Source organism: Streptomyces sp. NBC_00582 (assembly GCF_036345155.1).
In the GTDB taxonomy this organism is placed as follows: domain Bacteria; phylum Actinomycetota; class Actinomycetes; order Streptomycetales; family Streptomycetaceae; genus Streptomyces.
Window position 1 is genome coordinate 1792423 of sequence record NZ_CP107772.1, and the last position, 20963, is coordinate 1813385.

Here is a 20963-nt window from a genome sequence, read left to right on the forward strand (position 1 = left end):
GATGGAGCCGTTGCGCGGCGCCGACCCGGCCGGGGTCGGGGGCTACCGGCTGCTGCGCCGGCTGGGCGCGGGCGGCATGGGCGTGGTGTACCTGGCCCGCTCCAGGGGCGGTGCCCTGGCGGCGCTGAAGGTGATCCGCGCCGGGTACGCCGACGACCCCGGCTTCCGGGCCCGTTTCCGGCGCGAGGTGGAGACGGCGGGCCGGGTCACGAGCCCCTGGGTGGTGCCGCTCCTCGAAGCGGACCCGGACGCGTCCTCGCCCTGGCTGGCCACGGCGTTCGTGCCCGGTCCCTCGCTGGCGGAGGCGGTCGAGGAGTGCGGGCCACTGCCCGAGGCGACGGTCCGTGTCCTCGGGGCCCGGCTCGCCGAGGCGCTGGACGCGGTGCACGGGGCGGGGCTGGTGCACCGGGACGTCAAGCCGGGCAATGTGCTGCTGGCGGTCGACGGGCCCCGGATGATCGACTTCGGTATCGCGCGGATGCCGGAGGACACCGCCCTCACCGCCAGCGGCATGGTGGTCGGCTCGCCCGGGTTCCTCTCCCCCGAGCAGGCCCGGGGCCGGGGGCGGGAGATCGGGCCGGCCAGTGACGTCTTCTCGCTCGGCTGTCTGCTGGCGTACGCCGTGACCGGTGAGCGTCCCTTCGGCTCGGGCTCCGCCGCCGAGGCGCTGATGCGTACGGTCCACGACGAGCCGGACCTGAACGGCGTACCGGAACCGCTGCTTCCGCTGCTGCGCGCCTGCCTGACGAAGGAGGCGAGCGCCCGTCCGGGAGTGACGGACGTCCTGCGGGGGTTGGAGGGGGCCGGGCCGGGCGGCGGGGTGTGGTTGCCGGAGTCGTCGACCCGGGTGATCGCCCGGCGTTCGGCCGCCGTTCTCGCCCTGCCCGAGGTGTCGGCGACGGAGGTGCCGGAGGCGCCGGCCGCGGGTGGCGGTGCGACGACGGCGGCGGGTGACCGGCTCGGTGGGGCGACGGCTGCGGGCGGAGGGGCGGGTTCCGGTGGGAGGGCCGCCCGGCGGCGGTTCCTGGTGCTGGGGACGGCCGCCGGGGTGCTGGCCGCGACCGGAACGGCGGCCTGGTGGACGGCCGGACGCCCCGGCCGGAGCGCGGGCCGGGGCGGCTCCACCCCGCTGCCGCGTCTGACGCTCGCTCTGCAGGCCGACCTCGGCGGGAGCGGCCGTACGACGGGCCGCGCCCAGGAGAACGGGGTCCGGCTCGCCGTCGACCGGCTCAACTCCCTCACCGGCCGCACCTTCGAGCTGTCGCTCCAGGTGCACGACGACAAGGGCGGCACGGCTCTGGCGCGGCAGATCGCCCGGCGGCTCGCGGCCGACGAGCGGGTCCGCGCCGTGATCGGACCGAGCAGCGACGCCTGTGCGAAGGCCACCCTCGCCGTCTACCAGGAGGCGCTGCTGCCGATGGTGTCGGTGTCGGTCGGCCTCGACGACGTCCCCGCCGCCACGTACCGGGTGTACGCCGCCACCCGCCCCAACGACGCGACCCTCGCGGCGCCGCTCGTGGCGTATCTCGTGCGCACCGTCGGGGCCCGCCGGACGGTGCTGGTCGACGACGAGGCGGAGGGCGACTTCAGTTGGCGCGTCTGCTCGGGGGTCGCCGAGGCCCTGGGCTCGGGCCGCACCGCGATCCGGCGGACCCTCTCGGCCGACGCCGGCACGGACCGGGCGTTCCGTGCCGTCGCCGAGGCGGTGACGGCGGCCGGCGCGGACGCGGTGGTGTTCGGCGGAGGGTACGCGCGCGCCGCGGCGCTGGCCCGTGCGCTGCGCTCCGCCGGCTTCTCCGGCGCCCGGCTGGCCACCCAGCGCGCCTGCGACCCCCGTTTCCTGAGCTCGGCGGGGGACGCCGCCGACGGCTGGGTCTTCGCCACCGCGTATCTCGACCCGACCGAGGTGACGGCCGCGCGGTCCTTCGTCACCGCCTACCGCGCCCGCTTCGGCGCCACCCCGCCGCCGTACTCCGCCGAGGCCTACGACGCGACCCTGTTCCTCGCCCGCGCCCTGACCTCGCTGGGTGCGGACCGTGCCGAACGGGGCGCGATCGTGGGCCGGTTGCGCGAGACGGACTACCGGGGGATCACCAAACGGCTGCACTACACGGGGACGAGCACCCGGTACACCATGGACGCCCTGTACCTGTTCCGGGCCTCCAAGGGCGCCTTGCGCTTCCTCGGGCAGTACGACGACGCCACCGCCACGGCCTGAGCGGGCGGTGGGTCAGCCGCTGAACGCGGGGCCCGACGTGCGGGCCGCGATCAGCGCCGCCAGGGCGGCCCGCGAGGAGACTCCCGTCTTGCGGTAGATCCGTGAGACATGGGTCTCGACGGTGCGCCGGCTCAGACAGAGACGGTCGGCGATCGCGGGACTGGTGAGGCCCTCGGCGACGAGAGCGGCGATCTCTTGCTCGCGGGCGGTGAGTTCGGCGAGCCGCCGCTCGGGGCCGTCGACGGCGTCGGCCACGGCGGGTCCGATCGCGTCGGCGAGGCCGGTCAGCATCGCGGACCCGCCGGCGGCGGCGAGCCGGCGCCCCCGCTGCCAGGCGGCCCGCCCCCGCCGGGGGCCGTCCGGGTCCGCCGCCAGCAGCGGGGCGCCCAGGAGCAGGGAGAACGCCTCCCAGAACTGCGCGCCGCTGCGGGCGCTCTCCTCGGCCGCCGCCAGGAACAGGTCCCCCGCCGCCGCGGCGTCGCCGAGGCCGAGGGGGATGTGGGCGGCGCTGCGCATCGCCGAGGCCCGCTGCACCGGCAGGTCCAGCCGCTCGGCCTCCTCACGCGCCCGCAGGGCCCACTCCTTCGCCTCGTCCACCTCACCGACGGCGACGGCCGAGGTCACCAGGACCTCCAGGAACAGCGGCCGCATCGAGGGCTGGAGCCGGCGCAGGCCCGGGCCGCCGGCCTGGAGGACCGCCTCGCGGGCGCGGGCCGGATCGCCCGCGGTGAGCGCCGCGTAGCCGAGCACGCAGCGGGCGACGGACGCCCACCAGTTGACGCCCGACCCGGCCGCCACGACCGCCTCCTCGGCCACCGCGAGGGGCCGTGGATCGCCGGGCGGACAGGCGGCCACCACCGCGTGGGCCTTGGTGGCGAGGACGAAGGCGAGCAGTTCGTCGCTGCCTATGCCGCGGGCGATGTCCTCGGCCTCGTCCGCCAGTTCGACGGCCGACACGGGCCGGCAGATCTGGATGTGCACATGGGCCTTGCACAGCAGCAGATGGGGCAGGAGGTGGAGTTGGCCGGTGCGGCGGGCGACGGCCAGGCCCCGGTCGGCGTGCCGCTCGGCGTCCGCGAAGCGCTCCAGGAACGCCTCGGCCCAGCCCAGCCGGGCCAGTTGCTCGCACAGGCCGGTGAGGTCGTCGTCCGGCAGCGAGTCGACGAGGGCGGCGGCCTGCCGGGCGTAGCCGTCGGCCTCGGTGGTCTCGCCCTCGTAGGCCTCCCCCAGCGCGGCGACGGCCAGCGCGCCGGCGACGCCCACCTCGTCCCCGAGGGAGCGGGCCACCGCGAGGGTGCGGGCCACCTCGGCGCGCACGGTCGGGTACGAGGTGTCGTGCGGTGCCGAGGAGCCCAGTTCCAGGCCGAGCGCCACCTGGTCGGCCGGTGAGGGCGCCGGGTCGTCGCGGTGCAGTTCGCGGCGGAGCAGGGCCACCGCCTCGGAGTAGCGGCCCAGATGGCGTTCCGTCACGGCGCACAGCACGACGGCGGACGCCCGCGACCCGGTGGCCTCCTCCCCGGCCGGGTCGGGCAGGGCGATCACCTGGTGCAGCAGGTCGCGGCTCTCCCGGAGCCGGCCGCAGGCGCCGAGGGCGCGGGCCCGCCGCAGCGTCAGTTCACGGCGTCGGACCGCGTGGTCCGGGGTGTGCGGAAGGTGCCGGAGCACCACCCCCAGCCAGTGCGCGCAGCTCGCGGGGGCGGTGTCCGCGGCCTGTTCCGCGGCCTGGATCAGGACGGCCGCCGTCTCGGGGTCCCAGCCGGACAGGGAGCGCTCGGCGTGGTGGGCCCGTTCGGCGGGCGGGGCGCCGGCGCGGGCGAGCGCGGCGGCGGCGAGCCGGTGGGTCTCGGTGCGCCGCCAGGGGTCGGTGCCCTCGTGCACCAGGCTGCGCAGCACGGGGTGGCGCAGGGCCAGCCGTCCGTGCGCTCCGGCGCGGAGCAGGTCGCGGCGGGTCAGCTCGGCGAGGTCGGCGGCCAGGTCGGCCGGTGCGCGGCCGGTGACCGCGGCGAGCAGGGCGGGGGTGGCGTGGTCGCCGAGTGCGGCCACCACCTCGACCAGCCGGCGCTGCGCCGGGCCGAGCGGGGTCAGTTCGTCCAGCAGCAGCGCGCCGAGTCCGGTCGTGGACAGCCGGTTCACCCGGGCGCCCTCACGGTGCGCCTGGAGGAGGGCCAGCAGACAGAGCGGGTTGCCCTCGCTGGCGGCGAAGAGCCGTACGGCCTCCTCGTGGTCGAGGCCGGGGGTGAGCCGCGCGAGGCAACTGCGCTCGTCCAGCGGCCCGAGGACCGTCCGGCGCACCGCCCCGGTGTCGGTGCCGCGCACGAGGGACGCGGTCAGCGGGGCGGGGCTCTGGCGCTCCCTGCGGGCGACGGCCAGGAGGACCCGGGCGCGCGGGGGGTGGCGTACGAGATGGTCGAGGAGTTCCAGGGAGGCGGCGTCCGCCCAGTGCAGATCGTCGAGGACCATCACCAGCGGTGCGGTGGCGGCGTGGGCCAGCAGGGCGGCCGTGGCGCGGTGCAGGCCGAAGCGGTCGGCGTGGTGGGCGGCGCCGGTCAGCACCGGGGCGACCGCGGCAGCGGCGGGGAAGGAGTCCCGGACGGCCGGGTCGAGGTCGGCGAAGGCGTCGGTGAACGGCTGGAAGGGCAGGTGCCGTTCGTACTCCGTGGCCCGGCCGCGCAGGACCGTCGCTCCGCCGCGGGCCGCGCGCCGGCACAGTTCGTGGGCGAGGCGGCTCTTGCCGATGCCGGCCTCGCCGCTGATGTCGAGCACCGCCGGGCGGCCCCGCGCGTCCGCCGCGAGGTCGGCCAGCAGCCGGTCGAGCAGGCCGAGTTCGGCGTCCCTGCCGATCAGCGGCATCCGTTCCGTCGTCATCTCCCCGCCCCCTGCGCCCCGTCCTGCTGATCATCCTGCCGTACGCCACTGACAGCGCGGGCGGGGAACCTACGTAGGCGATCTACGTAACACCACGGATGCCGCCGCCCGACACGGCTCGAAAGGTGTCCTCATGACCACACCCGTCCCCTCTCCCGAGGTCTCCGAACTGGCCGCCCGCCACGGGCTGGGCCCGCCGCTGGCCGTGTTCGCGCCGAAGCGGATGAGCCGGTGGATGTTCGCCGTCCACCTCTTCAACACCTTCTACCTGTCGCTGCTCTTCCTCCTCCCCGGGGTGCTGTACTACTGGTGGCAGGCCCGCCACCACCCCGGCTTCAGCCGGCGGCAGTCCCGTAAACGGCTCCATCTGTTCGAGCGGGGGCTGGTGGTGGACCCGCCGGTCGGCAGCGGTGCGGTCGTCCTGCGCTGGGACTCCCTGCGACTCCAGCAGGACATCACCCAGCTGGTCATCAACGGCCGCCCCGCCCCCACCCGGTACGCCTACACGGCGAGCGTGCCGGGCCAGGGGTCCGTACGGATCACCGAGTTCTACGAGGGCCCCGACGTCTGGGGCCCCTTCCTGCAGGAGGCCGTCCTCACGGCCCAGGGCCCGGCGGTGCTGAAGACGCTCCAGGACGGCGGGACGGTCTCCTTCGGGGTGCTCGACCTCTCCCGCGCCGGGCTGTCCACCCCGAAGAAGGGCCGGCTCCCCTGGGCGGAGGTCCAGGAGGTCCGGGTCTCGGGAGGCCTGGTCCTCATCACGCGGTCCGGCGATTCCGCCCGCTGGTCCCACCATGCCGTCAAGGACGTCGTCAACCTCCATCTGTTCCTGGCCGCGGTCGCGGCCCTGCGCGGAGAATCCGCCTAGGCGACCGGCTCCGGCTCGGGTTCCTGCTCGGGCGCCGGCTCCTCGAACTGGGTGCGGTAGAGCTCCGCGTAGCGTCCGCCCGCCGCGAGGAGGGTCTCGTGGGTGCCCTGTTCCACGATCCGTCCGGACTCGACCACGAGGATGAGGTCGGCGGCGCGCACGGTGGACAGGCGGTGGGCGATGACGACGGCGGTGCGGCCGGCCAGTGCCTCGGTGAGGGCCTCCTGGACGGCCGCCTCGGAGGTGTTGTCGAGGTGGGCGGTGGCCTCGTCGAGGACGACGACCTGCTGGCGGGCGAGCAGGAGCCGGGCGATGGTCATGCGCTGGCGTTCGCCGCCGGAGAGCCGGTAGCCGCGTTCGCCGACGACGGTGTCGAGGCCGTCGGGCAGGGAGCGCACGAGGCCGTCGAGGCGGGCGCGGAGCAGCGCGTCCCACAGGTCGTCCACGGTGGCGTCGGGCCGGGCGAGGAGCAGGTTGGCGCGGACCGTGTCGTGGAAGAGGTGGCCGTCCTGGGTGACCATGCCGAGGGTGGCCCGCAGGGAGCCGGCGCTCAGGTCGCGGACGTCGACGCCGCCGATGCGGACGGCGCCGCCGTCGACGTCGTACAGGCGCGGCAGGAGCTGGGCGATCGTCGACTTCCCGGCGCCCGAGGAGCCGACGAGCGCGACCGTCTGTCCGGGTTCGGCGCGGAAGGACACGCCGTGCAGGACCTCGTCGCCGCCGCGGGTGTCGAGGGTGGCGACCTCCTCCAGGGAGGCGAGGGAGACCTTGTCGGCGGACGGGTAGCCGAAGCGGACGTCGTCGAACTCGACGGACACCGGTCCCTCGGCGATGTCGCGGGCGTCCGGCTTCTCCTCAATGAGCGGTGTCAGGTCGAGCACCTCGAAGACCCGCTCGAAGCTGACCAGGGCGCTCATCACTTCGACGCGCGCCCCGGCGAGCGCGGTGAGCGGCGCGTACAGGCGGGTGAGCAGGAGCGCGAGGGCGACAACGGCGCCCGGTTCCAGGGTGCCGTCGAGGGCGAGCCGGCCGCCGAGGCCGTAGACGAGGGCGAGGGCGAGCGCGGAGACGAGGGTCAGGGAGGTGAGGAAGACCGACTGGGCGGTGGCGGTGCGCACGCCGATGTCCCGGACGCGGGCGGCGCGGGCGGCGAACTCGGCCGACTCCTCCTCGGGGCGCCCGAACAGCTTGACCAGGGTGGCGCCGGGTGCGGAGAACCGCTCGGTCATCCTGGTGCCCATCGCGGCGTTGAGCGTGGCCGCCTCGCGCTGCATCCCGGCCATCCGGCGGCCCATGCGCCGGGCCGGGATCACGAACACCGGGAGCAGGGCCAGCGCCAGCAGGGTGACCTGCCAGGACAGGGTGAGCATGACGGCGAGCGTCAGCACCAGGGTGACCAGGTTGGACACCACGCCGGAGAGGGTGTTGCTGAAGGCGCGCTGGGCGCCGATCACGTCGTTGTTGAGTCGGGAGACGAGCGCCCCCGTACGAGTACGTGTGAAGAACGCGACCGGCATTTTCTGCACATGATCGAACACGGCCGTGCGCAGATCGAGGATGAGTCCCTCCCCGAGCGTCGCCGACAGCCTCCTGCCCAGGATGCCCAGCGCCGCCTCCAGGACCGCGATGAGCGCGATGAGCAGCGCGAGGCGGACGACCCGGTCCGGGTCGCCGTGCGACACGATCGCGTCGACGACGTCTCCGGCGAGGACCGGTGTGGCGACGGCGAGCAGCGCGGTCACCACCCCGAGCAGTACGAACAGCGCCATACGGCGGCGGTGCGGCCGCGCGAACGCGCCGATGCGGCGCAGCGTGGCGGGGTCGAAGGGGCGGCGTTCCTGCTGGGAGTTGATGACGCTGTACAGCTGCGTCATGGCAACGGCGTCCATGCTCATGGGAGAGAAGGTAGAACCTCGAGCTTGGTTGAGGTCAATCCGTATGCGAAGGCACCCCCGAAGGACCCGATGACCGTACGTAATGCTCCGTCTCCGCTTCCGCAACCCGCTGTTGGGTCCGCGCGGAAAACCTCTCCGACTGTGACAGCGGTTCCGCTCCCCTCGCTCCCCCGGCGCTTCCCCGTCCGCCGGGTCCTGTGTCTGCTCCCGCTCGTGTTGGTCACCGTGGTCGCGGTGAGTCACCGCTCGGTGCTCGCCGAGGGCTTTGGTCATCTGCGGACGGCGCAGTGGCCCTGGCTGCTCGCGGCGGCCGGGGCGACCTGTCTGACCTGGGTGGCCGCGGCCGTCACCCGGCAGGGGGCGGTGGTGCAGCCGCTGCCCCGGCTGCGGCTGCTGGCCACGCAGTTCGCGGCGGGCGCGGCCAACCATCTGCTGCCGACGGGGCTGGGCGCGAGCGCGGTCAATCTGCGCTTCATGACGGTGTGCGGGGTGCCGCTGGCCCGTTCCTCGGCGGCTCTCGCGCTGTATCTGCTGGCCGAGGGCGTGGCCCGGGTGGGTCTGCTGGCGGTGCTCCTCACGGTGTTCCCGGACGCGCTGCGGCTCGGCTCGCTGCTGCCGCACGGAGCGGTGGGCCCGCTGCTGGCGGCCCTGGTGGCGCTGGTGGTCCTCGCGGCGGCCGCGCTGACGTGTGTACGACGGCTGCGGACGGCCGTGTTCTCCTTCCTGCGCACCGCGCTCGGCGAGGCCCGCTCGGTGCACGCCTGCCCCGCCCGCGCCGTGGCCCTGTGGGGCGGCTCCCTGGCGTTCCCGGTGCTCCAGGCGGCCGGACTGGCCGCGGTCGGTCAGGCGTTGGGCCTGCCGGTCCCCGCGGCCCACATGGCGGTGGCCTATTTCGCGGCGACGGTGGCGGTGGCCCTGGTGCCCACCCCGGGCGGCATCGGCTCGGTGGAGGCGGCGCTGATCGTGGCCCTGGTCGCGGCGGGCGGCCCGCTGGCCCTCGCCACGGCGGTCGTCCTCACCTACCGCGTCATCACGGTGTGGCTGCCGCTGGTGCCGGGCGCGGTGACGCTGGGGGCGCTGGTGCGCTGGAAGGTGATCTGAGTGCCTCCGTGCGCCGGGGCGGGCGGGGTGCCCCGAAGCCGCCGTCGGGGAAGGCCTGGGGTGCGAACTGCCGTGTCCGATACGGCAGGATGAACGGTCGCGCCCGCTTGCGGCGGGCGCGACCGCACATCCAGTGAACGAGCAGGTGACAACGTGACGAGACTTCACATCCGGCCGTCGGCGGGCTTCCGGGACCACGCCGCGGATCGACTTCCCGGAGGTGACCGGTGAACCGCGCGCTGACCCTGGACGACCTCGTGCTCGCCGGGATCGCCCTGGCCACGGGGTTCCTCGTGGCGTTCCTGTCGCGCACGCTGCTGCGCTGGCTGGGCAAGCACGCCAAGCGCACCCGGTGGAGCGGCGACGACGTGATCGTGGACGCGCTGCGCACGGTCGTGCCGTGGGCGGCGATCGCGGGCGGCGCGGCGGCCGCGGCGGCGGTGCTGCCGCTGACGAGGACGGTCCAGCACACCGTCAACCAGTGTCTGACGGTGCTGCTGATCTTCGTGGTGACGGTGTCGGCGGCCCGGGTGATCGCCGGGCTGGTGCAGGCGCTGACCCAGTCCCGTTCCGGGGTCGCGGGTTCCGCCACGATCTTCGTGAACATCACGCGGGTGCTGGTGCTGGCCATCGGCTTCCTGGTGATGCTGCAGTCCCTCGGCATCTCCATCGCCCCGATGCTCACCGCGCTGGGCGTCGGCGGTCTGGCCGTCGCGCTGGCCCTCCAGGACACCCTCGCCAACCTCTTCGCGGGCATCCACATCCTCGCCTCCAAGACCGTCCAGCCCGGTGACTACATCAAGCTGAGCAGCGGTGAGGAGGGGTACGTCGAGGACATCAACTGGCGTCAGACCACGGTCCGGGCGCTGTCCAACAACCTGATCGTGATCCCCAACGGGCAGCTCGCCAAGGCCAACATGACCAACTTCATGCGCCCCGAGCAGCAGTTGACGATCCTGGTGCAGGTCGGTGTGGCCTACGACAGCGACCTGGAGCATGTGGAGCGGGTGACCATGGAGGTGGTCGCCGAGGTGATGACGGAGATCACCGGCGCGGTCCCCGACCATGAACCGGCCGTGCGCTTCCACACCTTCGGCGACTCCCGCATCGGCTTCACGGTGATCCTGGGCGTCGGCGAGTTCAGCGACCAGTACCGGATCAAGCACGAGTTCATCAAGCGGCTGCACCGGCGCTACCGCGAGGAGGGCATCCGGGTCCCGGCCCCGGCCCGCAACATCTCGCTGCAACAGGGCGCGGTCGTCATCCCGCAGCAGCGCACCGGCACCGCCGAGGCGGACGAGGCGACCCCCGCCCGCCTGGACGGCTGATCTACAGCGTCGCCGAGTTCTCGTGCCACCGGGCCCCGGACTTGTTGCGCGGGGCCGTGAGGGACGGCGTCACCGGGGTGACGGTCCAGTCCGGGTGACCGGGCATCCTCGGTGTCGTCGTGCCGTACAGCCAGTCCCGCAGGAAGCCGGAGACGTCCTGGCCGGAGACCTGGGAGGCGACGGCGATGTAGTCCTCCGTGGACGCGGAGGAGTCGCGGAAGCGGGCCAGGAAGGCCCGCTCCACGGCGTGGAAGGCGTCCTCGCCGATCAGCTGCCGCAGGGCGTACAGGACGAGGACGCCGCCCAGGTAGCGCTGGCTGTCGAAGAGGTTGGCCGCGTTCGGCGCGGCGACCGGGCCGGAGCTGCGCCGCCACTGGTCGCCGCGGGCGTACGTGTCCTTCATCCGGGCCTCGAACGTGGTCAGGCCCAGGGAGTCCGGCCAGCCGCGCTCGTAGCGGTAGAGCAGTCCGTAGAAGTCGGCGTGGCCCTCGTTGAGCCAGAGGTCGGCCCAGGTGGCGGGGCTGACGCTGTTGCCGAAGTAGGAGTGGACCAGCTCGTGCATCATGTGCGAGCCGATCCTCGGCTCGGCCTGCAGGAGGAAGTTCGGCTTGTAGAGGGTGAGGGTCTGCGTCTCCAGGCCCGTGAAGTCGAAGGCGGCCGGGTCGTCGGAGTTGCAGGGCAGCAGTCCGTACGTCTCGAAGGGGTAGGCGCCGAGCCGCTGTTCGAGCCAGTCCACCAGGCCCGGGGTGAGGGCGAGGGCGGGCTCCAGCGCCTCGGCGCGGGCGGTGGGCACGACGTCGCGCAGGGGCAGCCCGTGCGGTCCCTGCCGCTCCTTGACGACGTAGTCGCCGACGGTGATCTGCACCAGTTCGGTGGCGATCGGGGAGCGGGAGCGGTAGGTGTACGCGGTGCGGCCGCCGGCGAGGTCCTCGGTGCACACCAGGGAGCCGCTCGCGACCGCCTTCAGGCCGGCCGGGACCGTGATGCGGACGGTGAGGGCGGCCTTGTCCGAGGGGTGGTCGTTGCAGGGGAAGACGGTGTGCGCCGAGTCCGGCTGCGGGCACACGGCGAAGCCGTCGGGGGTGGGGACCCAGGCGGTGTGCGGGAGGGCGCGGCGCGGGTCGGCGGTGTAGGCCACGCGGACCGTGGCCCGGGCGCGGTCGGCGAGGGCGCGGGCCGGGGTGATCCGCAGCTTCTCGCCCACCTGTTCGAACTCCGCCGTGCGTCCGTCCACCCGCACGGACGCTATGTCCAGGCCGAGGGCGTCCAGGGAGAGACGGGACAGACACCGGGTGGTGCGGATCTCCAGCGTCGCCGTGGCGTCGACCAGGGTGGTCGTGGCGTCGTAGGAGAGGTCGAGACGGTAGGCGGTGACGCGGTAGCCGTCGTTGCCGAGGGCGGGGAAGACGGGGTCACCGAGGGTCTCGGGGGCGGGGACGGCGGCGGTCCCGGTGCCGTCCGTCCTGCCGTTCGCGGGGGCTGCCTGGGCCGTGCCGCCCCCGGCGACGACGGCTGCGGTGCCGATGAGGGCCGCGGCGGGGCCCGTCACTCTGGTGCGATATCTCATGATCCGCTTTCGCTCGGGCGGCCGGATGGTCGGTCCGGCCGGTGGACGAGGTCGACTCTCTACCCCCTGGACCACCGGAACGCGCGGATCGGTTGCCCGTGCGGCGGACATCGGACGCGAAAGTGTGAGCAGACCCCCGGCGGACCCCTGTCGAGCCCGCCCGCGTCACGAGATATCTTGATGTCGAGCAATGTTGCAGACGTGGAGCGGAGCACCCGGTGACTGACTCGACCATCATCTATACGCACACTGACGAGGCCCCGGCCCTGGCGACGTATTCCTTCCTGCCGGTGGTCCAGGCGTACGCCTCGCAGGCGGGTGTCGCCGTGGAGACGCGGGACATCTCGCTGGCCGGGCGCATCATCGCCGTGTTCCCGGAGTACCTGGCCGAGGACCAGCGCATCCCGGACGCGCTGAGCGAGCTCGGCGAGCTGGCCAGGACCCCCGAGGCCAACATCATCAAGCTGCCGAACATCTCGGCGTCGATCCCGCAGCTCAAGGCCGCGATCGCCGAGCTCCAGGGCCAGGGCTACGCGCTGCCGGACTACCCGGACGACCCGAAGAGCGACGAGGAGCGGGAGATCCAGGCCCGCTACGACAAGGTCAAGGGCTCCGCCGTGAACCCGGTCCTGCGCGAGGGCAACTCCGACCGCCGCGCCCCCGCCTCGGTCAAGAACTACGCCAAGACCCACCCGCACCGCATGGGCGCCTGGTCGCCGGAGTCCAAGACCAACGTGGCGACCATGGGGGTGGACGACTTCCGCTCCACCGAGAAGTCCGTGGTGATCTCCGAGGCGGGCTCGCTGCGGATCGAACTGGTCGGCGACGACGGCTCCACCACCGTGCTGCGTGAGTCCGTACCGGTCCTGGAGGGCGAGGTCGTCGACGCCTCGGTGCTCCACGTGGCCCCGCTGCGGGAGTTCCTCTCCGCGCAGATCGCCCGCGCCAAGGCCGAGGGCGTGCTGTTCTCGGTGCACCTCAAGGCCACGATGATGAAGGTCTCGGACCCGATCATCTTCGGTCACGTGGTGCGCGCGTTCTTCCCGAAGACCTTCGCGCGGTACGGCCAGACGCTCGCCGCGGCCGGCCTGTCCCCGAACGACGGTCTGGGCGGCATCTACAAGGGCCTGGAGTCCCTGCCCGAGGGCGCCGAGATCAAGGCCTCCTTCGACGCCGAGCTCGCCGAGGGCCCGGCCCTGGCGATGGTCGACTCCGACAAGGGGATCACCAACCTGCACGTGCCGTCCGACGTGATCGTCGACGCCTCGATGCCCGCCATGATCCGCACCTCCGGCCACATGTGGGGCCCGGACGGCCAGGAGGCCGACACCCTCGCGGTCCTGCCCGACTCGTCGTACGCCGGTGTCTACCAGGTCGCGATCGACGACTGCCGCGCCAACGGCGCCTACGACCCGTCGACCATGGGCTCGGTCCCGAACGTGGGCCTGATGGCGCAGAAGGCCGAGGAGTACGGCAGCCACGACAAGACGTTCGAGATCCCGACCACCGGCACGGTCCGCCTGGTCGACCAGCACGGCACCGCGGTCATCGAGCAGACCGTCTCCGCCGGTGACATCTTCCGCGCCTGCCAGACCAAGGACGCCCCGATCAAGGACTGGGTGAAGCTCGCCGTCACCCGCGCCCGCGCCACCGGCGACCCGGCCGTCTTCTGGCTGGACGAGACCCGCGCGCACGACGCCAACCTGATCGCCAAGGTCAACGCGTACCTGCCGGAGCACGACACCGAGGGCCTGGACATCCGGATCCTCGCCCCGGTCGAGGCCACCAAGCTGTCGGTGGAGCGCATCCGCCGCGGCGAGAACACCATCTCGGTGACCGGCAACGTGCTGCGTGACTACCTGACCGACCTTTTCCCCATCCTGGAGCTGGGCACCAGCGCCAAGATGCTGTCGGTCGTCCCGCTGATGGCGGGCGGCGGCCTCTTCGAGACGGGCGCCGGCGGCTCCGCTCCGAAGCACGTCCAGCAGCTCGTCAAGGAGAACTACCTGCGCTGGGACTCCCTCGGTGAGTTCTTCGCGCTCGTGCCCGCCTTCGAGCAGTACGCCACGGCCACCGGCAACGCCCGCGCCCAGGTCCTCGCCGACACCCTCGACCGCGCCACGGCGACCTTCCTCAACGAGGACAAGTCCCCGACCCGTCGCGTCGGCGGCATCGACAACCGCGGCAGCCACTTCTACCTGTCCCTGTACTGGGCGCAGGAGCTGGCGCGGCAGACCGAGGACGCGGACCTGGCCAAGGCCTTCCAGCCGCTCGCCGAGACGCTCGGCGCGGCCGAGCAGACCATCGTCGACGAGCTGAACGCCGTCCAGGGCAAGGGCGTCGACATCGGCGGCTACTACCAGCCCGACCCGGCGAAGGCGGCGGCGGTCATGCGTCCGTCGGCCACCTGGAACGAGGCGCTCGCCTCCCTGAGCTGACCCGCTCCCGCTCCCCGCGCCCCGGCCGGCAACTCCCGGCCGGGGCGCGGCTTTTGTATCGACTGTGTCAGTCTGATGTCACGTTTTTTGCAGATCGGTTCGGCCCCCTTCGGCCGTGCTTTCCTCCTCGCACGTCCCACGCTCTGCCCCGCACGCAGAGCACAAGGAGCACGAGGAGCACCATGAGCACGCAGCCCGACACCTCGGCATGGTCGTTCGAGACCCGGCAGATCCACGCCGGCGCCGCCCCCGACCCGACGACCGGCGCCCGCGCCACCCCGATCTACCAGACCACGTCGTTCGTGTTCCGGGACACCCAGCACGCCGCCGATCTGTTCGCGCTCGCCGAGCCCGGCAACATCTACACCCGGATCCACAACCCCACCCAGGACGTCCTCGAACAGCGGATCGCGGCCCTGGAGGGCGGCGTCGCCGCCGTCGCGCTGTCGTCCGGACAGGCGGCGGAGACCCTCGCGATCCTGACGGTGGCGAGCGCGGGCGACCACATCGTGTCCAGCACGTCCCTGTACGGCGGCACGTACAACCTGCTGCGGCACACGCTGCCGAGGTTCGGCATCGAGGTGTCGTTCGTGGACGACCCCGACGACGCCGAGGCCTGGCGGGCGGCGATCCGGCCGAACACCAAGGCGCTGTTCGCGGAGTCGCTCGGCAACCCGCGCGGCAACGTCCTCGACATCCGGGCGGTCGCGGACGTGGCGCACGCGGCGGGTGTGCCGCTGATCGTGGACAACACCGTGCCGACGCCCTATCTGCTGCGGCCCATCGAGCACGGCGCGGACGTCGTCGTGCACTCGGCGACCAAGTTCCTCGGCGGCCACGGCACCACGATCGCCGGTGTGGTGGTGGACGGCGGCACCTTCGACTTCGGCGCGCACCCGGAGCGCTTCCCGGACTTCACCGAGCCCGACCCGAGCTACCACGGCCTGCGGTACTGGCCGGCGCTCGGCCCGGGCGCGTACGCGATCAAGCTGCGGGTGCAGCTCCTGCGCGACCTCGGTCCGGCGCTCTCCCCGCACTCGGCGTTCCTGCTGCTGCAGGGCGTGGAGACGCTGAGCCTGCGCATCGAGCGGCACTCGGCGAACGCGCTGGCGCTCGCGCAGTGGCTGGAGCAGCGCGACGAGGTCGCCGCCGTCCACTACGCGGGACTGGAGTCCAGCCCGTGGTACGAGGCGGGGCAGACGTATCTGCCGCGGGGCGCGGGCGCGATCGTCTCCTTCGAGCTGCGGGACGGCATCGAGGCGGGCAAGCGGTTCGTGGACGCGGTCGAGCTGTTCAGCCATCTGGCGAACATCGGCGATGTGCGCAGTCTGATCATCCACCCTGCGTCCACGACCCACAGCCAGCTCGACGAGGAGCAGCTCACCGCGACCGGCACCTCGCCGGGCCTGGTGCGGCTGTCGGTCGGCATCGAGCATCTCGCCGACCTCAAGGCGGACCTGGAGGCCGGTTTCCGCGCGGCCAAGGGCGCCTAGGTGACGCTGCCGCAGGAGGTCTCCCTGCCCCCGGCCACCGGGGCCTGGCGGGAGGGGGACCCGCCCGGGCGCCGGCGGTGGTACCCGGCCGAGAAGCCCCTCGCCCTGGAGACGGGCGGTGAACTGCCCGGCGTACGGCTGGCGTTCGAGACCTGGGGCCGGCCGGCGCCGGACGGCTCCAACGCCGTGCTGGTGCTGCACGCGCTGACCGGGGACAGCCATGTCGCCGGACCGGCCGGGGACGGGCATCCCACGGCCGGCTGGTGGGACGCCCTGGTCGGGCCGGGGCGCCCGCTGGACACCGACCGCTGGTTCGTGGTCGCTCCGAACGTGCTGGGCGGCTGCCAGGGCAGCACGGGTCCCGCCTCCCCGCGCCCCGACGGGCTCGGGAGCTGGGGCGGGGCGTTCCCCTTCCTGACCCAGCGGGACCAGGTCGCGGCGGAGGCGGGGCTCGCGGACGCCCTCGGGGTCGCGCGCTGGGCGCTGGTCGTCGGCGGGTCGATGGGCGGGATGCGGGCCGTGGAGTGGGCGGTGTCCTTCCCGGAGCGGGTCGGCGCGCTGCTGCTGCTCGCCACGACGGCGCAGGCGAGCGCCGAGCAGATCGCGTGGGCCGACATCCAGGTGGGGGCCGTTCGCGCCGACCCGCACTGGCAGGGCGGCGACTACCACGACACGGGCCGCGGGCCCCACACCGGGCTGGGCCTCGCCCGTCGGCTCGCCCATGTCACCTACCGCAGCGAGCCGGAACTGCGGACCCGCTTCGGCCGTGCGCCGCAGGGGACCGAGGACCCCTTCCGGGGCGGGCGCTACCAGGTGGGCTCGTATCTCGACCACCACGCGGCCAAGCTGGTACGGCGGTTCGACGCGGGCAGCTATGTGGTGCTGACGGAGGCGATGAACGCGCACGACGTCGGCCGGGGGCGCGGTGGGGCGCGGGCCGCCCTCGGCCGGGTGACCGCGCCGACCCTGGTGGCCGGCGTGGACTCCGACCGTCTCTATCCGCTCGCCCAGCAGGCCGAGCTGGCGGCCCTGATCCCGGGCGCCGACCGGCTCCGGGTGATCGGGTCGCCGTACGGCCACGACGGGTTCCTGATCGAGACGGACCAGGTCGCCGCGCTCGTCCGGGAGATCCTCGGGGAGCGGGTCACCAGTCCCGGGGGGCGATGAGCTCCTCGACGTCCGCGTCCACGAAGCCGTAGGCCCGGGAGATGAACCAGAAGTTTTCGGCGATCTCCTCCCGGGCCACCGTCTCGATCTCGCTGCCGGCCTGCCAGAAGGCGTCCTGGAGCGTGTTGAACTCCTCGGTGGCGGCGTGCGTCAGGGCGTACAGCGCGTCGAGGTCCGCGGGCCGCTCCGCCTCGACGCGCTCGCACAGGCGCAGCAGGATGTCCCGGCCCCGGTCCACCACGGGGTCCGGGTAGTAGGCGTCCCGGTACAGCGCCTTCAGGAACACGTGCCCCGTCACCTGCCCGTTCGTCACCGTCATGCCCGTCCCGCCCTCGCGCCCCGTCGTGTTGTGATGGCATCCCCGATCATGCAGCACGCCACCGACAACGCCCCGGGAGCCGCCCGATGACCCCTGCCGCACCCTCCTTCGCGCTCCTGCCCGGAGCCGCCGCCTCGCCGGTGATCCTGCATGTGCCGCACTCGGCGCGGGAGATACCGGCCGGCGTGCGGGCCGGCATCGTGCTGGACGACGGGGCGCTGGAGCGGGAACTGGACCACATCACCGACGCGTACACCGCCCGGATCGCCGAGGAGGCCGCCCGGCTGGCCGGCGCCACGCCCTGGCGGTTCGTCAACCGGCTGTCGCGGCTGGTGGTGGACCCGGAGCGGTTCCCGGACGAGCGGGAGGAGATGCGGGCCGTCGGGATGGGGGCCGTCTACACCCGGACCACGCGGGGGGAGGTGCTGCGGGGGGACGGCCTCGATCCGGAACCGCTGGTCGAGCGGTACTTCCGGCCGTACGCCGCCGCCATGACCGAGGCCGTGCGGGAGCGGCTCGCGGCGGTCGGCCGGGCCGTCGTCGTCGACGTGCACTCCTATCCGACCGAGCGGCTGCCCTACGAACTGCACGGCGAGGGGCCCCGGCCGCCGGTCTGTCTGGGCACCGACGCGTTCCACACCCCGCCGGAGCTGCTCGCCGCCGCGCGAGCCGCGTTCGCGGAGATCGGGGAGACGGGTCTGGACAGCCCGTTCGCGGGGACGTACGTGCCCCTGGAGTTCCACGGGCGGGAGCCGGCGGTGTCCGCGCTGATGGTGGAGATCCGGCGGGACACCTACATGAGCGAGCCGGGCGGGCCGGCCGGGGCGGGACTGCCCCGGCTGGCCTCGGCCCTCGCGGCCCTGGTGGACGCCGTGTCCTGAGGGCCGCCGTGTGCGCGGATCCGCGGGTGTCCTGAGCGGCCGCTCGCGGTCAGGCGCGCATCCACTCGGTGACGACCACCTCGCCGCCGGTCCGCAGCCGCAGGGCGAACGGGCCGGTGGGCGGGGTGGCGCAGGAGAAGCGGCCCAGGGCGTCGGCGGTCAGCGCGGCGCCCGCGCGCGGGCCGTGCAGCACCTCGACCGAGGCGGACTGCGGCGGCATCAGCTGCCCCAGCAGCCCCTCCTCGGACACCTCCACGTCGACCGTCAGGTCCCCGGAGTGGAAGGTCAGCATCCGCGGCACGTCCTCGGCTCCCCTGACGGGGATCGCGTCGGTCAGCGAGTCGAAGGTGAGCTCCGCGATACGGGCGTCGAGGTCGTGCAGCGCGTACGCCTCGACGGCGATCCGGCACAGGTCCGGCGGGACGGGGTCCAGGATCGCGGCGGCCTGCCGGAGTTCCTCCTCGAGGCTCGCGAGGTCGAACTCGTCGTCGTAGCACTCGTCGTCGAGCCCGTCGTCGAACGGGCCGCCCGCGCCGTTCCCGTCGTGGTGGTCGCTCATGCCGTTCACAGCGCTCCCCGTGCGTCGAGTCGGGCCCGCAGGCGGCGCAGACACCGCTGGCGCATCGGTCCGATGCTGCCGACGGCGATGCCGAGTGCGGTCGACACCTCCTGGTAGCTGGGCGGCGGCGAGGCGATCAGCACCCGCAGGAGCTGTCGGCAGCGGTCGCCGAGCGCCTCCAGTTCCTGCCACAGGAAGCGGACGCGCTCGCTCTGCGCGGCCGCCTCCTCCGAGTCGAGCACCGACTGCTCGGGCGTCGGCTCGTCGCTGGCGCGGTCGAGCAGTTGGGGGTCGTCGGTCGGCGTCAGCCGCCTTAAGCTCTTGAGCACCTTCAGGCACTCGTTGCGCGCGGTGCTCGCGAGCCATGAGCCCGCCTTGTCCGGTTCGCGGATCCGGCCGAGATGCTGGGCGAAGCGGAACCAGACGGTCTGGTAGACCTCGTGTCCGTCGGCCTCGGAGAGCCGGTGTGCGCGCACGACCGACCACACCAGCGGGCTCAGCCCTTCCACGAGCGCCTTCCAGGCCGCCGTTTCACCGTCGACGGCCGACTGGACGAGCGCGCCGACATCTGTACGGTCCACGGCCCCACCCCTCGTGTACGGCCTGTCATCGTACGCCGTGACGGGGGCCCTCTCGGACCGCATGACGCTCCGTGCGGCCCGCTCAGGACGGGCCGACCGGGGCCGGACGCCAGCCGGCCGGGCGCAGCGCCGGGACGTGCGCCCCGCGCACCTCGGCGAACTCGGTGTTGCCTTCGAGCAGTTGACGGGCGGCGGCACGGGGATCGGTCTCCTTGTTCGCGGTCATGTGGGCGGCGACGAGCCCGGCCACCAGGGGGGTGGCGAAAGAGGTCCCGCTCCAGGCGGCGAACCCCTCGAACATCACCTGGTCCGGCTTGCCCGAGCCGTCGCTCAGCACGCCGGTGTGGCGCGGGGAGCGGCAGGTGCAGGCGTAGCCGAAGCCGTAGCGGCAGGCGTCGTAGGTGGAGTGCTGGTAGACGTACGGGACGGGCGTGTCGAAGCCGGTGAGGGCGCCGGTGAGGCGCTCGCCGGGGGCGTAGACCCGGACCCAGGGGCCGTGATTGCTGAAGCAGGCGCCGAACGCGCCGTCGGCGCGCAGCGCGCCGACCGACAGGACGGCGTCGGCGTACTCGGGCAGGGTGGCGTAGGCGGCGGGCCAGAAAGGGGTGGCGCTGGCGTTGTTGCCGGCGGCCGCGACCAGCAGGGTGCGCTGTTCGCGCAGGGCCCGAAGGAACGCGTCGAGGCCGAGGAGGCCGTCGAGGCGGCCGTTGGAGGTGCCCGCGGAGAGGCTGAGGATGTCCGGCCAGCCGCCCTGCTCCACGGCGTCGAAGAGCTTCTCGCCGAACTCGTCCTCCAGGATGGCGCCGCAGTCGTTGAGCGTGCCCCGCACGGTCACGTCGGTGTTGGGTGCGACGGCCGCGACCAGTCCGGCGATGAACGTGCCGTGGCCGACGTACTGCTGCAGGACGCCGTCCTGGTCGGTCTCCTGGATCTGGAGGTCGCCGTCGGTGTGGGCGAGCGGCGGGTAGGAGCGGTAGTCGTGCATCAGGCCGGTGTCGATCACGAGGACGCCGACGGCGGTGTCCGGGTCGTGGTCCCCCTCGGCCGGGGCGGGGTTGGGCTGCTGGGTGCGCGGCGCGGGCACGGGTTCGTCGCCGGGGCAGGCGTTGACGGCGATCGACACCACGTGGTTGCGGCTGACGAGCCGGCGTCCGGTGCGGCCCTCCGCCGTGCGCAGGGCGCGCAGGGCGCCGGCGACGGCGTGGTCGGCGGTGCGGTCGCCGTGGCCGGGGTCGCCGACCTGGATACGGGTGATGCCGGAGCGGTTGGCGCGGGGTCCGGCCCTTCGGACGTGGTCGGCGGTCAGGCCCTCGGCCTCGGTGAAGTGGGTGCGGACGGTGTCCTCGACGACCTGCGCCTCCTCGCCGTCACGGGCGAGGACGACACCCTTCTCGTAGATGAACTCGGCGGAGTCGTCCGGCCCCATCGCGAGCGGTACGCCCGGCAGCGCGCGCTGGATCTGGTCGAACTGTTCGTGGAATCGCCGTGGTGCCATGCCGTGTCCTCCCCCTGGCCGATGTGTCGTCAGTCAGATCCGCGAGGCGGTCCGCTGATACAGGTGGTGCGACGGTGGGAGCGGTGGTGCGGTTGCGCAGGACGGGGGTGAACTTGTGTACGCACGCCCCCTGTTTCGCGTCCCCTTGCCCTGATGCCCTCTCGATACCGGCCGATACGGCTCCGAAC

Annotated in this window: 15 protein-coding genes; 8 read left to right on the forward strand and 7 right to left on the reverse strand. The window is 73.5% G+C overall.

From position 1 onward, the window contains the following. Position 1 precedes the first annotated feature (1 nt). Positions 2–2218, forward strand: a complete 2217-nt coding sequence (locus tag OG852_RS07525; protein ID WP_330347409.1) for a bifunctional serine/threonine-protein kinase/ABC transporter substrate-binding protein — start codon at positions 2–4, stop codon at positions 2216–2218. Between the two features lie 12 nt (positions 2219–2230). Here the strand turns inward: OG852_RS07525 and OG852_RS07530 are convergent, their stop codons facing one another. Further along, a complete protein-coding gene (locus tag OG852_RS07530; RefSeq protein WP_330347410.1) occupies positions 2231–5083 on the reverse strand; it encodes an ATP-binding protein in 2853 nt (950 codons plus the stop codon). 133 nt (positions 5084–5216) lie between these two features. On the opposite strand from OG852_RS07530, the gene OG852_RS07535 reads away from it, so the two are divergent. Beyond that, entirely contained in the window at positions 5217–5951 is a 735-nt protein-coding gene (locus OG852_RS07535) for a DUF6585 family protein (RefSeq protein WP_133917596.1), read from the forward strand. On the opposite strand, the gene OG852_RS07540 is transcribed toward OG852_RS07535, so the two are convergent. Next, on the reverse strand, positions 5948–7840 hold the full coding sequence (locus tag OG852_RS07540) for an ABC transporter ATP-binding protein (protein WP_330351414.1): 1893 nt from the start codon (positions 7838–7840) through the stop codon (positions 5948–5950). The genes OG852_RS07535 and OG852_RS07540 overlap by 4 nt on opposite strands. 75 nt (positions 7841–7915) lie before the next feature. On the opposite strand from OG852_RS07540, the gene OG852_RS07545 reads away from it, so the two are divergent. Then, positions 7916–8947, forward strand: a complete 1032-nt coding sequence (locus tag OG852_RS07545; protein WP_133917597.1) for a lysylphosphatidylglycerol synthase transmembrane domain-containing protein — start codon at positions 7916–7918, stop codon at positions 8945–8947. A gap of 227 nt (positions 8948–9174) precedes the next feature. Then, positions 9175–10275, forward strand: a complete 1101-nt coding sequence (locus OG852_RS07550) for a mechanosensitive ion channel family protein (protein WP_133917598.1) — start codon at positions 9175–9177, stop codon at positions 10273–10275. 1 nt (position 10276) lies between these two features. On the opposite strand, the gene OG852_RS07555 is transcribed toward OG852_RS07550, so the two are convergent. Further along, positions 10277–11842, reverse strand: a complete 1566-nt coding sequence (locus OG852_RS07555; RefSeq protein WP_133917599.1) for a M1 family metallopeptidase — start codon at positions 11840–11842, stop codon at positions 10277–10279. A 218-nt stretch (positions 11843–12060) separates the two neighbouring features. On the opposite strand from OG852_RS07555, the gene OG852_RS07560 reads away from it, so the two are divergent. The 3 genes from OG852_RS07560 (at position 12061) to metX (ending at position 16940) form a co-directional block, all read left to right on the forward strand. Continuing rightward, positions 12061–14280, forward strand: a complete 2220-nt coding sequence (locus OG852_RS07560; RefSeq protein ID WP_133917600.1) for an NADP-dependent isocitrate dehydrogenase — start codon at positions 12061–12063, stop codon at positions 14278–14280. A gap of 182 nt (positions 14281–14462) precedes the next feature. After that, the gene (locus OG852_RS07565; RefSeq protein WP_330347411.1) at positions 14463–15773 is read left to right on the forward strand and encodes a bifunctional o-acetylhomoserine/o-acetylserine sulfhydrylase; all 1311 of its coding nucleotides are present in this window, start codon (positions 14463–14465) and stop codon (positions 15771–15773) included. Continuing rightward, on the forward strand, positions 15774–16940 hold the full coding sequence (metX, locus tag OG852_RS07570) for a homoserine O-acetyltransferase MetX (RefSeq protein WP_208117392.1): 1167 nt from the start codon (positions 15774–15776) through the stop codon (positions 16938–16940). On the opposite strand, the gene OG852_RS07575 is transcribed toward metX, so the two are convergent. Then, positions 16918–17259 (reverse strand): DUF5713 family protein, encoded by a 342-nt coding sequence (locus OG852_RS07575; RefSeq protein WP_133917602.1) that lies wholly within the window; start codon positions 17257–17259, stop codon positions 16918–16920. The two genes, metX and OG852_RS07575, sit on opposite strands and share 23 nt — an antisense overlap. An 86-nt stretch (positions 17260–17345) precedes the next feature. On the opposite strand from OG852_RS07575, the gene OG852_RS07580 reads away from it, so the two are divergent. Further along, on the forward strand, positions 17346–18140 hold the full coding sequence (locus OG852_RS07580; protein ID WP_133917603.1) for an N-formylglutamate amidohydrolase: 795 nt from the start codon (positions 17346–17348) through the stop codon (positions 18138–18140). A 49-nt stretch (positions 18141–18189) separates the two neighbouring features. Here the strand turns inward: OG852_RS07580 and OG852_RS07585 are convergent, their stop codons facing one another. The 3 genes from OG852_RS07585 to OG852_RS07595 all read right to left on the reverse strand — a co-directional run bounded on the left by OG852_RS07585 (position 18190) and on the right by OG852_RS07595 (position 20775). After that, positions 18190–18699, reverse strand: coding sequence for a hypothetical protein (locus OG852_RS07585; protein WP_133917604.1), 510 nt, complete (start codon positions 18697–18699; stop codon positions 18190–18192). 5 nt (positions 18700–18704) lie between these two features. After that, on the reverse strand, positions 18705–19280 hold the full coding sequence (locus OG852_RS07590; RefSeq protein ID WP_133917605.1) for an RNA polymerase sigma factor: 576 nt from the start codon (positions 19278–19280) through the stop codon (positions 18705–18707). A gap of 82 nt (positions 19281–19362) precedes the next feature. Next, the gene (locus OG852_RS07595) at positions 19363–20775 is read right to left on the reverse strand and encodes a S8/S53 family peptidase (protein ID WP_330347412.1); all 1413 of its coding nucleotides are present in this window, start codon (positions 20773–20775) and stop codon (positions 19363–19365) included. Positions 20776–20963 lie beyond the last annotated feature (188 nt).

Excerpts from the sequence above, each read along its gene's own strand:
- OG852_RS07525 (WP_330347409.1), top strand. The coding sequence starts at position 2 with ATGGAGCCGTTGCGCGGCGCCGACCCGGCCGGGGTCGGGGGCTACCGG.
- OG852_RS07530 (WP_330347410.1), bottom strand. The coding sequence starts at position 5,083 with ATGACGACGGAACGGATGCCGCTGATCGGCAGGGACGCCGAACTCGGC.
- OG852_RS07535 (WP_133917596.1), top strand. The coding sequence starts at position 5,217 with ATGACCACACCCGTCCCCTCTCCCGAGGTCTCCGAACTGGCCGCCCGC.
- OG852_RS07540 (WP_330351414.1), bottom strand. The coding sequence starts at position 7,840 with ATGGACGCCGTTGCCATGACGCAGCTGTACAGCGTCATCAACTCCCAG.
- OG852_RS07545 (WP_133917597.1), top strand. The coding sequence starts at position 7,916 with ATGACCGTACGTAATGCTCCGTCTCCGCTTCCGCAACCCGCTGTTGGG.
- OG852_RS07555 (WP_133917599.1), bottom strand. The coding sequence starts at position 11,842 with ATGAGATATCGCACCAGAGTGACGGGCCCCGCCGCGGCCCTCATCGGC.
- OG852_RS07565 (WP_330347411.1), top strand. The coding sequence starts at position 14,463 with ATGAGCACGCAGCCCGACACCTCGGCATGGTCGTTCGAGACCCGGCAG.
- OG852_RS07575 (WP_133917602.1), bottom strand. The coding sequence starts at position 17,259 with ATGACGGTGACGAACGGGCAGGTGACGGGGCACGTGTTCCTGAAGGCG.
- OG852_RS07580 (WP_133917603.1), top strand. The coding sequence starts at position 17,346 with ATGACCCCTGCCGCACCCTCCTTCGCGCTCCTGCCCGGAGCCGCCGCC.
- OG852_RS07585 (WP_133917604.1), bottom strand. The coding sequence starts at position 18,699 with ATGAGCGACCACCACGACGGGAACGGCGCGGGCGGCCCGTTCGACGAC.
- OG852_RS07595 (WP_330347412.1), bottom strand. The coding sequence starts at position 20,775 with ATGGCACCACGGCGATTCCACGAACAGTTCGACCAGATCCAGCGCGCG.